We start from the raw sequence: 11,745 nt of genomic DNA, 5'->3' as shown, positions 1-11,745 counted from the left end.
GGTGAACCATGAGTCTTGAGCGTTTGCGCGCCCTGCGGGAAGAACTGCAACGCCAGGGAGTGCAGGGCTTTCTGGTGCCACGGGGCGACGAGTACCAGAACGAATATGTGCCCCCGTCGGAGGAGCGCCTCGCCTGGCTCACCGGTTTCACCGGCTCCGCCGGGCTCGCCGCCCTCGCCAATGACCAGGCCGCCCTGTTTGTGGATGGCCGCTACACCCTGCAGGCCCAGCAGCAGATCGGCGACCAGCCGCTGCAACAGCAGAGCCTGTCCCCCTCCGCCATCAGCGCCTGGCTGTGTGACAACCTCAAGACCGGTGATGCCCTCGGTTTCGACCCGCGCCTGCACACGGAACCCGGCCTGGAGATGCTGAAACAGCGCCTGGCAGAGCGGGATATCCGCCTGCAGCCGCTGGACAGCAATCCCATCGACACCCTCTGGAGCGACCGCCCTGCAATCCCTTCCGGCCCGGCCCGCCCGCACCCGGAGGTTTTTGCCGGCGAATCCTCTCACGCCAAGCGCCGCCGCATCGCCGAGCTGCTCGATGACAAGCGGGCCGACGCCCTGTGGCTGGCCAACCCCGAAGTGTGCGCCTGGCTGTTCAATATTCGCGGCAGCGATATCCCCCACCTGCCGGTGGCCCTCTGCTGCGCCCTGCTCTACCGGGATGGCAGCGCCACCCTGTACCTGGCCGCGGCCGCCACCACTGACGCCCTGCGCGAGCACCTCGGCAGCGAGGTGGCGCTGGTGCATGACAAGGCGGAGCTGTTTGCCGAGGCCCGCCGCCAGCACCTGGCGCGCATCTGGGTGGACCCGCAACTAACCAACTGCTGGACACTGCAGCAGCTGCGCGCCATGGAACTGGAGCTGATTCTGGATCGCGACCCCATCACCGGCGCCAAGGCGCGCAAAAACGCCGTGGAGCTGGCCGGCAGCCGCGCCGCCCACGAGCGCGACGGCGCGGCCCTGTGCGAATTTCTGGCGGAACTGCCGCAGGCGATCAACAAAGCCAGCGCCGACGACAGCTTTGGCGAACTGGAAGCGGTGCAACTGCTGCGCGCCAAGCGCGAACAGCGCGAGGGCTTCACTGACGACAGCTTCGATTCCATCTCCGGTTACGGCCCCAACGGCGCCATCGTGCACTACCGGGTCAGCCCCGCGTCCAGCCTGCCGATGAAAGCCGAGGGCATTTACCTGATCGACTCCGGTGGCCAGTACCCGGACGGCACCACCGATGTCACCCGCACGGTGGCTCTTGGGGACTTCCCCGAGCAGGCGCGGGATCACTTTACCCGGGTACTGAAAGGCCATATCGCCATCGCCACCCTGCGCTTTCCCGCCGGCACCTGCGGTGAACAGATCGACGCCTTTGCCCGCAAGGCGCTGTGGGACGCCGGCCTCGACTACGCCCACGGCACCGGCCACGGGGTCGGCAGCTTCCTGTCGGTGCATGAAGGCCCGCAGCGCATCGGCAAGGTCAATACCAACGTGGCGCTCGAGGCGGGCATGATCCTCTCCAACGAGCCGGGCTTTTACCTCACCGGCCACTACGGCATCCGCATCGAGAACCTGATCTTCGTCAGGGAGAGCGAGCAGCACTCAGGCTTTCTGGAATTCGAGGCGCTGACCCTCGCGCCCATTGAACGCCGACTGATTGACAAGGCATTGCTGACGCCTGCGGAACTTGAGTGGCTGAACGCCTACCACCGGCGGGTGCGCGACACCCTGCTGCCGCTGGTCAACGAGAACACGCAGGCCTGGCTCCAGCAGGCCACCGCTGAGATCTGAACCCGACAGAGAGCCCGTGAAGCCCCCGCAACAGGGGCCGGGCCATGCAAAGGGCGCAAGAGCGGCGCAAAAGCGGGGATAGAAAGGGTAACGGCAAGAGGAAAGTAGAAAGGGAGATGGAGAGGGGGAAGTAGAAAGGGGGAAGCAAAGAGAGAGAAAAGGGGCCCTGGAAGGCCCCTGCAAATGCCCGTCAGTGCTCCCGCAGAAACGGCACCAGCACTTCCAGCACCCGCTCGCTGGTTACTGGCTCCAGGCCGTGGGCCATGCCGGCAATCGGCGCGAAGCGGGCGGAGGGAATTTTTTCCGCGGTGTCGCGGCCGTGCCCCACGGGCAGCAGCGGGTCGGCCTCGCCGTGAATCACCAGTGTCGGCGCGGTGATACCCCGCAGCAGCGACGAGCGGTCGCCGCTGGCGACGATGGCCTGAAACTGCCGCAGCATGCCGTCGCCATAGGCTCCGCGATTAATCACCCGCTCCGTCACATTGCGGGCGACGGCCTCGTCGAAAAATTCCGGGGAGCCGATGGCGCGGGTGATGGCCACACCGCGCTCAATCATTTCCCGGCGCGAGTCCGCTGGATCCGCCGCACTGGCCAGCGCCTTCACCGCCTGCGGCTGCGGCTCCGGCAGTTCCGGCGCACCGGAGCTGGACATGATCGACGTGAGACTGCGCACCCGCTGCGGGTGCTCAGCCGCCATCACCTGCGCGATCATGCCGCCCATGGAGGCCCCCACCACATGGGCGCGCTCAATATCCAGCTGCTGCAGCAGGCCCGCCGCATCGGCGGCCATATCACTCAGGGTATAGGGCACCCCGGCATTGACGCCGATGCGGTCCTTCAGCCCCGTCCACCATACCGGCGGCGCCGGCAGCTCGTAGAACTTCTGCGACAGTCCCGCATCGCGGTTATCCAGCAGCACCACGCGAAAACCGCGATCCAGCAGCCCCTGCACCAGGGTATCGCCCCAGTGCAGCATTTGCGCCCCGAGCCCCATGATCAGGAGCACCGGCTCGGCATCCCGCGGCCCCATATCCTGATAGGCGATGGCGACATCGTCGATGCTGACAAAGCGCAGCGGGTATCGGTCGAAGGGATTGTCTGCTGTAGATGGCTCCGCCACCGCCAGCGGGGCAGCTACGCCAAAAAGCAGCGCCAGAACAAATGCGCGAAAAAGAACAGCCATCGGCAACTCTCCTGTTGATTGTGGTTATGCCTGTCGCGGGCTGGCGCTAGGCGAGGCGCTCCTCACTGGCGACCATCGAATCGCGATACTCACCCACCGTGCGCCGCAGCCACCACCAGCCGAGAGCGCCGACGATCAGGTTGGCGGCCGCCGTGGCGGCAAACAGCCCGGGAATGCCCCACAGCTGGTTGCCCGCCCACGCCAGCGGCAGGTAGACACCCAACACCCGCAGGAATGAGATCACGGTGGCCGGCAGCGGCCGCCCCAGCCCGTTGAAAGCGGCGCTGCCGGTCATCACGATACCGTAGCCGGCATAGCTGAACGGCACCAGGGTCAGGTAGGCCACCGCCACCGCCAGCACTTCGGGGGAGTCGCTGAACAGTCCCGCCACCGGCTCCGCCAGCAGGAACAACACCAGCGCCAGGCACAGGCCGAAGCCGCAGCAGAAGCGGGTCAGCACGCTCACGGTCTCCTCCATGCGCCCGGGCTTTCCGGCCCCGGCGTTCTGCCCCACAAACGGCCCCACCACCGACGACAGCGCGTAAAACACAATCAGCGCCAGCGGCTCGACCCGCAGCGCGACACCGAGGCCGGCCACCGCCTCGGCGCCGTGCACCGCCACCAGCGCCACCACCACGCCGCCGGCCATGGGGATCAGCACATTGGTGGCGATGGCCGGCAGCCCCACCGCCAGCACCGCGCGCCAGGAGGCCAGCAAGCCGGCCAGGGTTTTCGTCGGCGGGGCGAACAGCTGTACACGCACAGCCAGGTAATAGAAAACGGCGATAAAACTCAGGCCGCGGGCGATAACCGTGGACAGCGCCGCCCCCTGCAGCTCCAGCCGCGGAAAGCCCAGCAGGCCAAAAATCAGCAGCGGGTCGAGTATCAGGTTGAGCACCGCCACCCCCACCATGATGCGGCCGGTGATGGCGCTGTTGCCCACCCCGCGCAGGGCGGAAAGGGCCACCATGGGCACCACGGCGAACACCGCCCCCAGGTACCAGATCACCATGTATTCGGAGATCAGCGGCAGCATCTCGTCGCCGGCGCCCAGCAGCCGGAACAGGGGATCGATGGTGAGCAGGCCGATGACGCTGATGGCGATGGCGATCAGCAGCGCCAGCAGTGCCGCATCGGTAATCAGCCGGCGCAGCTCGCTGGTATTGCCGGCGCCGTAGGCCCTGGCCACCGCCGAGGAGGTACCGGCACCGAGGCCGATGGCAAAACTGTTGATCACCATCACCACCGGGAAACTGAAGCTCATTGCCGCCAGCGGCGCGCTGCCCAGTTGCGCCACAAAATAGGTATCCACCGCGTTGAACGACATGGTGGCGAGCACGCCCCACACCATCGGCAGGGCAAGGCGGTGCAGGTGCCCGGCTACAGGACCTTCGGTGAGTGATGGGTTTCGCGCGGTTCTGGCCATGGAATATTGTTCGATTGTTATTTTTGCTTGGGTTGCTGCTTGGGCGCCTGGGCTACCTGAATTGACACCGCCGGGCTGCGATGCAGCACAGCGTCAGGCGCGCAGCTGGTGCCGCGAACGGAGTGTCAGGGCGGTGCTCAGCCCAGTGACAGGGTCATCAGAACCGCGTCTTCCCTGGCACCGTTGGCCGCCGGATAGTAGTTGCGACGCACGCCATCTTCGCGGAAGCCGAGGCTGCGGTAAAGCGCCCGCGCCCCGGTGTTGCCGGTGCGCACCTCCAGCAGCACGGATTCCGTGTCGGTCGGCAGGCGCGCGATCAGCGTCTGCAGCACAGCGCGGGCGATACCGCGCCGCCGGCACTGCGGGGCCACCGCCACATCCAGCACCTCGAAGGCCTGCGGCAGTGGCATCAATACGCAACTGGCCAGCGCCGAACCATCGGCCGCGGCCAGCAGCCAGCACTGGTGGCCTTCCCGCACGCTGTCGAGGTACTGGCGCTCGGACCAGGGATGGGAATGGGCGCTGCGTGCCAGTGCCGCCAGCGCGGCGCAGTCGCTTTCCGCCGCCGGGCGAAGTCCGGCTCCCGGCGCTTGCGGCAGGCTCAGGGAATCGGCACTCACCGGGCGCGGGTCTGCTCGGGATAGAGACGCTGCAGCAACTGCCACACTTCGCGTTTGCGCGCCGGCGCCTGCAGCAATTCGGACAGGCTGGGCATCGCCAGCAGGTGAAGGTTGTTCCAGGCGGTCACATCGCCCTCAAGGGCAACCGGCGCACAGAAGTCGCGCGCCTGCTGCCCCATCAGCCAGATGCTTTTCACCGGTCGGCGCGCACTGGCGGCTTCCAGCCAGATGGAACAGGTATCGCGGGCATCGCTGGCACTGGCGGCGGCGGCGAAGCGGTTCTCCGCCATCGGCCAGCGCAGGCGCTCCTGCTCACGGGGGAGATCCTGCCAGCCCAGCGCGCGCACCATGTTGTTGAACAGCGCTTCCACCGGCAGCGCCACTCCCGGCTCACGGCTGTCAACCGCCAGCACCTCGTCGCCGATCCACCAGCAGCTGAGCACGAAGGGGGCGACCTGGGTTAACGGCTCGGCAGCGACCAGCGGCTCAGCGCGGCTTTCCGTCACGGCGGCCGGCGGACGGGTATCCGCCACCAGCGATTCCAGCTCGCGGGCCACCTGCGGCGCGGTTTCCCGCGCTGGCGCCACCAAGCCGCCCTGCGTCTGTCCATGCGCCGACTGGGGCGACTGCGCCTCAGGCTGCGCCTGTCGCCTCACCGAGTCGAGGATCTGGTCGGCGCTGCGCGGCAGAGGATTCTGCGGCGCGGCTTCAGCCACCGGCAACTGCGCCTGTCGCGGCGCGGGCGCCAGCGGCAGTACATAGCGGGGCACGTAGCTGGGAATTCCCAGTGCCTGCAGATACTCGGCGCGGTGTAACTCGTGCATCAGACGCCCTGGTGCTTGCGCTGGCCACTGGCGAGCAGGTTGAGCGCGTCGAGATAAGCCTGGGCGGAGGCCACCAGAATATCAGTGTCCGCGCCGACGCCATTGACGAGGCGACCATCGCGCTCCAGGCGCACGGTGACACTGCCCTGGGAATCGGTGCCCTGGGTAACCGCGTTCACCGAGTAGAGCTTCAGGTCGGCCTTGCTGTTGACCACCGACTCGATGGCCTTGAAGGTGGCATCCACCGGGCCGCTGCCATCCGCCTCTGCGCTCACTTCGGCGCCCTCGATCACCAGCCGCAACTGCGCCTGCGGGCGGCTGCCGCTGCGACTGCGCACATCGAGAGAAGCCAGCTGGTAGTGTTCAACCGGTGCTTCGGCACCGGTGAGGATGGACTGCAGATCCTCGTCAAAGATCTCGTGTTTTTTGTCCGCCAGATCCTTGAATCGCTGGAACACGAGCTGGAACTCGGCCGGGTCCTCGAAGCTGACCCCAAGCTCTTCATAGCGCGCTTTGACCGCGGCGCGGCCGGAGTGCTTGCCGAGCACCAGACGGTTCTGACCCCAGCCCACATCCTCGGCGCTCATGATTTCATAGGTTTCGCGGTGCTTGAGCACGCCGTCCTGGTGAATGCCGGACTCGTGGGCAAAAGCGTTGGCACCGACAATGGCCTTGTTCGGCTGCACCGGGAAACCGGTGATGGACGACACCAGCCGCGAGGTGGGCACGATATGGCTGGCGTCGATACGGGTCTCCACCGGGTACACGTCCTGTCGGGTGCGCACCGCCATCACGATTTCCTCCAGGGAGGCGTTGCCGGCCCGCTCGCCGAGGCCGTTGATGGTGCACTCCACCTGCCGCACGCCGTTCATCACCGCGGACAGGGAGTTGGCCACCGCCAGGCCGAGGTCGTTATGACAGTGGGTGGAGAAAATGGCCTTGTCGGAGTTGGGCACATTCTCGATCACGCGGCGGAACATGGCCCCATACTCGGCCGGCTCACCATAGCCGACGGTATCCGGGATATTGATGGTGCCGGCACCAGCCGCAATCACCGCCTCGATGATGCGGTACATGAACTCCGGCTCGGAGCGGCTGCCGTCCTCAAGGGAGAACTCCACATCGTCGGTAAACTGGCGCGCGTGCTTGACCGCCGCCACCGCCTGCTCCAGCACCTGTTCCGGCTGCATCTGCAGCTTGTACTGCATATGAATCGGCGAGGTGGCGATAAAGGTATGGATACGCGAGGCATTGGCCTTCTTGAGAGCTTCGCCGGCACGGATGATGTCCGGGCCGACTGCGCGGGCGAGGCTGCAGACCCGCGAATCCTTGATAGTCTCGGCGACCGCCTGCACCGCCTCGAAGTCGCCCTGGCTGGCGATGGCGAAACCCGCTTCGATCACGTCTACACGCATGCGTTCCAGCATACGCGCAATGCGGATCTTCTCGTCTTTGGTCATGGAGGCGCCGGGGCTCTGCTCGCCGTCCCGGAGCGTGGTGTCGAAAATAACTAATTTATCTTTATTGGTGCTCATCGGTGCTCATCTCCTCATCAGGACCGAGGCTAAACAGGGCCTGCGCCGCTGTCTACGCGCTGATCAAGATAAAGTGTGGAATTCTGCCGGAAGGGTTAGAAATAAAATTATCTGCCACGACGGGCTAGTCGCAGGATCGGCGCGGTGGGTCGGCAACGGAGCCAGAAAGCGAGCTTTACAGCGTGCATGGCGATGGTCGGTATCAATCTGTGTCTTGACTGCCGACTATAGAGGCAGCGGCAACACAGATCAATAACCATCCTAACAAACGGCTATATTTGCAAAATTAAAGGGATGCAAATGCCTTGTGGACGACCCTAGAGAAAAATCATCCTAAGGAAGGTTGACTACCCCAGCTCGCCAATCAGCTGCCAGAGGCGCCGGCGCAGTTCAATCAAATCCTCCCTGGCCAGCCCGCCGGCACGCGCAGAGCCGCGCAACCAGTCCCGTGTGCGCCCCTCAAGGTTGCGCCCGTCGTCGGTCAGCATCAATTCGGTGACGCGCTCGTCAGCGGCACTGCGACGCCGCTGCAACAGCCCCGCGCTTTCCATTCTCTTCAGCAGTGGCGTGAGGGTGCCCGAATCCAGCAGCAGCTTGCGCCCGAGCGCACCCACCGTGGCGGGCCCGTCGCACTCCCGGTCCCAGGGCCACAGGACGAGCAGCACCAGATATTGCGGATAGGTAATGCCAAGCTCCCGCAACATCGGCTGGTAAGCCCGCGTCACCGCCCTGGAGGCGGCGTAGAGAGCGAAGCAGAGCTGGTTGCCCAGCGCGAGCGGGTCATCGCTCTCGCACGGGACAACCGGCTGTGACCCGGGGGCTGTCATCAGAGCAGCGCCTCGATTTCCGCCTCCAGTGATTCGGGCTTGTCTTTGGGCGCGAAACGCTTCACTACCTGCCCATCGCGGTTCACCAGGAACTTGGTGAAGTTCCACTTGACCGCCTCGGTGCCCAGCAGTCCGGGCGCCTCTTTCTTGAGCTCGCGGAAGAGTGGGTGCTCACCATCACCATTTACTTCCACCTTGGAGTACATGGGGAAGCTGACACCATAATTCAGCTCGCAGAAAGACTGGATTTCCTCATCAGTACCCGGTTCCTGCTTGCCAAACTGATTGCAGGGAAAGCCGAGCACCTCGAGCCCCCGCTCGCGGTATTTCTGGTACAGCGCCTCCAGCCCTTCGTACTGGGGGGTGAACCCACACTTACTGGCCGTATTCACAATCAGCAGCACCTTGCCGGCATGCTCTTCCAGCGTGGTCTCGCGGCCATCCTGGGTCTTCAGCGTCTTATCGTACAGATTACTCATGCCTCTCCTCCTTTTTATGTTGCGCACAATTTAATTGGTGGCAACCTATCCATCAACCCTCGCCTCGCCATTACAACGCTTTTATTTGCCTTTTATCGCTTTACCGTCCCCGGATTAGAATAGATTCCCGCCAAAAGCCGCCGGCACACTGCCCGGGCTTTAAACTGAGAATAGTTATCAATAATATTGCCACCTTTGGCCCCGCTGTCCCAGCGAGCCCCACAAGAGCAGAGAGTCCATGCACCTCACCCGCTGTTTCCACTGTTTATTTGCACTGATCATCACCCTGCTGCTGGTCCAGCAGGCCCTGGCAACCGACAGCGGCAAGCCCGTCACGCCCCAGCAGCTGCGCCAGCTGATGCAGGTGGCCGAGTACATTGGTGTCGATTACCCGGAGGCCGTCTCCGATGGCAAAATCATCAACGTCGGTGAATATGCGGAGATGGAGGAATTCTCCCAGCTACTCCTCGATACGGTCGCGCGCCTGCCGGACGCACCGGAGACAAGCACACTGCGCGCCGCAACACAGGCTCTGCAGGAAGCCATTCAGGGCAAGGCACCCGCCCAAATCGTTAAGGGCCACAGCTCGCGACTTCGCGACAACCTGCTGAAACTGGCACCGGCCCTGTCACTGCCAGCCGCCCTGCTGGATACCAAAGATACGGTGTCTCTCTACCAGCAAAACTGCGCGGCCTGCCATGGACAAAGCGGGATGGGTGATGGCCCTCTCGCGGCACAGCTGGACCCGCCGCCGGTCGATTTTTTCGATCGCGCGCGGGCGGAAAACCGCTCCCTGCTCGGCCTTTACGACGCCATCAGCGCCGGTCTCGAAGGAACATCCATGACCGCCTTTACCGACCTGTCTGACGAGGAGCGCTGGTCACTGGCCTTTTATGTGGGCGGGCTGGCATTTGCCGCACCCGAACCGGAGAGCGACAGGCAGGTAGCCCTGACGCTGGAACAGCTGGTCATGTACAGCCCCCGGCTTCTGCAGGAGAAATACCCACAACTGAGCGCTGCGGATATCGCGGCACTGCGGGCGGACCCCACCCCCCTCTTCAAAAAGGCCTCTCATTCTGGCGCTACTCGACCTATTGAACATGCCCAGACTCAGCTACAGAGTGCCTACAGCGCATACCAGCAGGGAGATTTCCAGACGGCTCGATCACTGGCCATCAGCGCCTATCTGGATGGTTTTGAACTGGCGGAAAGCAGCATCGACTCCCACTCTCCTGACCTGCGCCGCTCCATCGAGCGCGACTTGCTCGCCATTCGCTCGCAACTGAATGGCAGCAGCGATCCCACTGTTGTGGAAACGCAAGTGCTGGCCACCCTTGAACGCCTCGTGGAGGCTCAGGTAACGGTAGACAGTGAACAGTTGTCCGACGTAGCTGTATTTCTGGCAAGCCTGCTGATCCTGTTGCGCGAGGGCCTCGAGGCTCTGCTCGTGGTCATCGCTTTGACCACCATTCTTCTTAAAACCGGCCGCAACGATGCCGTGCGTTACGTACATCTGGGCTGGATCAGCGCGTTTGCTGCGGGAGGACTGACCTGGATCACCGCCACTTACCTGGTCACGATAAGCGGTGCCAGCCGCGAGATTATGGAGGGTGTTGCCGCACTGCTGGCTGCGGCGGTACTGTTCTGGGTGGGCTTCTGGATGCACAGCAAGACCCAAGCGGATCAGTGGCAACGCTATATTAGCGAGCGTATCAACCGTAGCCTCAGCACCGGCACACTATGGGGTATTGCGGGCCTGACTTTTGTGGCGGTCTACCGGGAGATCTTCGAGACGATTCTTTTCTACCAGGCCCTCTCTTCACAGACCGACGCGCAACAGAGCACTGCACTCTGGAGCGGCTTCGTCACTGCGGTCATCCTGCTGAGCGGATTCGGCTGGGTCATGGTCCGCTACTCCACACGGCTGCCAATCGGTAAATTCTTTGCCGTGACCACCCTGATACTGCTTGCGCTCTCCTTCGTCCTCGCCGGCAAAGCCGTCGCAGCGCTGCAGGAAGCAGCCCTGATGCCGATTACTGCGTTGCCCTTCGATTTCTCATTAAGCTGGCTCGGCCTCCACTCTACCTGGGAGGGTATCGGACTGCAGGCCATGATTCTGGCAGCGACAGCCTGGCTATGGTTGCGCAGCCGCCCCAGAGCGACAGGGGCCGCAACAGCGTAAGCATTGCTTGCCATGTGCGATCCCGAGGGACGCTTATGGTAGATGACAGATTCGCTCGCGCCTCAAAGCCCCGCACCCGGGGCTTTTTTATGCCTGCACTTCCATCCAGCGCTTTCATGCATGGCAAGTTGCTGGAGCAAGATACAGTGCAAAGCTCGGCAAAAACCGTCAGAGATCACGCGCCTACTGGTTAAAACCAGCGCAAAGCCCCCCAAGAACACCAAGCAGAAATCAGTGAAGCGAACCGTTAAAGCCCCGCAATTCAGTCGACAGCTCACCCAATACGATTCATCAAGCGCATCAGCAGAATACAGAGCTCGGGTTACCAACAGATATTCTGGATGAAGCTGTGCATAACTCTGGGATGAATGGCTCTAAAGTCCGAAACCCAACAGATTTCAGCCTGTGCCGAAAAAAGCGCCAAGCGGATAAGCGTTGCAGAGAGCGCGTATCAGGACATTACAAATAAGAAATTCGTTATCTACGGCTACAGCGTTGACTGAAAAGTCTATGCAGTACGCCAACGCAGGAAACTTATTTCCAAACAAAAAAGGCCCACCCGGCAGGGCGACCCTTCAATCGTGCTACTCACGCTAATCGTTTAATGCGCGTTGAAGACGCTGACCCCCAAGGCACGGCCACTTGTCATGAGCACTGAGACGCAGCCGAGAGTGGGACGAGTATTTGCCTCGCCCAGGTTATCCGCCCACGCATAAGGCCATGATCTGCCTTGATCCCAGCGGTTATGCATTTCCATTCAGCGTAAAAGAAGAAAGGCCGTACAGTTACCTGTACGGCCTTTCGGGTTTGAAGCCTGACGATGACCTACTCTCACATGGGGAAGCCCCACACTACCATCGGCGATGTTGCGTTTCACTTCTG

9 protein-coding genes are annotated in these 11,745 nt (G+C 63.2%); 2 read left to right on the top strand and 7 right to left on the bottom strand.

Annotated elements, in window-relative coordinates:
* The first annotated feature begins 8 nt into the window (after positions 1-8).
* Positions 9-1,787 carry an aminopeptidase P family protein gene (locus ABEA58_RS06880; RefSeq protein WP_345550048.1) on the top strand — a complete coding sequence of 593 codons (1,779 nt, stop codon included), beginning with the start codon at positions 9-11 and terminating at the stop codon, positions 1,785-1,787.
* Between the two features lie 190 nt (positions 1,788-1,977).
* On the opposite strand, the gene ABEA58_RS06875 is transcribed toward ABEA58_RS06880, so the two are convergent.
* The 7 genes from ABEA58_RS06875 to ABEA58_RS06845 form a co-directional block, all read right to left on the bottom strand.
* Positions 1,978-2,970: an alpha/beta hydrolase gene (locus ABEA58_RS06875; RefSeq protein WP_345550046.1), complete on the bottom strand. Its 993-nt coding sequence runs from the start codon at positions 2,968-2,970 to the stop codon at positions 1,978-1,980.
* Positions 2,971-3,016: 46 nt separating this feature from the next.
* The gene (locus tag ABEA58_RS06870) at positions 3,017-4,396 is read right to left on the bottom strand and encodes an MATE family efflux transporter (RefSeq protein WP_345550044.1); all 1,380 of its coding nucleotides are present in this window, start codon (positions 4,394-4,396) and stop codon (positions 3,017-3,019) included.
* Between the two features lie 137 nt (positions 4,397-4,533).
* Positions 4,534-5,016 carry a ribosomal protein S18-alanine N-acetyltransferase gene (rimI, locus tag ABEA58_RS06865; RefSeq protein WP_345550042.1) on the bottom strand — a complete coding sequence of 161 codons (483 nt, stop codon included), beginning with the start codon at positions 5,014-5,016 and terminating at the stop codon, positions 4,534-4,536.
* Positions 5,013-5,840: a flagellar biosynthesis protein FlhF gene (locus tag ABEA58_RS06860; protein ID WP_345550041.1), complete on the bottom strand. Its 828-nt coding sequence runs from the start codon at positions 5,838-5,840 to the stop codon at positions 5,013-5,015. The genes rimI and ABEA58_RS06860 overlap by 4 nt, the downstream gene beginning before the upstream one ends.
* Complete coding sequence (locus ABEA58_RS06855; protein ID WP_345550039.1) at positions 5,840-7,375, bottom strand: 2-isopropylmalate synthase; 1,536 nt, start codon at positions 7,373-7,375, stop codon at positions 5,840-5,842. Before ABEA58_RS06855 ends, ABEA58_RS06860 begins: the two co-directional genes overlap by 1 nt.
* Positions 7,376-7,722: 347 nt before the next feature.
* Positions 7,723-8,202: a MarR family winged helix-turn-helix transcriptional regulator gene (locus ABEA58_RS06850; RefSeq protein WP_345550038.1), complete on the bottom strand. Its 480-nt coding sequence runs from the start codon at positions 8,200-8,202 to the stop codon at positions 7,723-7,725.
* On the bottom strand, positions 8,202-8,681 hold the full coding sequence (locus ABEA58_RS06845; RefSeq protein WP_345550036.1) for a glutathione peroxidase: 480 nt from the start codon (positions 8,679-8,681) through the stop codon (positions 8,202-8,204). The genes ABEA58_RS06850 and ABEA58_RS06845 overlap by 1 nt, the downstream gene beginning before the upstream one ends.
* Before the next feature lie 238 nt (positions 8,682-8,919).
* On the opposite strand from ABEA58_RS06845, the gene ABEA58_RS06840 reads away from it, so the two are divergent.
* On the top strand, positions 8,920-10,863 hold the full coding sequence (locus tag ABEA58_RS06840) for an FTR1 family protein (protein ID WP_345550034.1): 1,944 nt from the start codon (positions 8,920-8,922) through the stop codon (positions 10,861-10,863).
* The last annotated feature ends 882 nt before the right edge of the window (positions 10,864-11,745 follow it).

Origin of the sequence: Microbulbifer aestuariivivens (assembly GCF_039545115.1) — a bacterium.
Lineage (GTDB): Bacteria > Pseudomonadota > Gammaproteobacteria > Pseudomonadales > Cellvibrionaceae > Microbulbifer > Microbulbifer aestuariivivens.
Note: the sequence above shows the minus strand (reverse complement) of the source record. Positions and strands in the feature narration are given on the sequence as shown.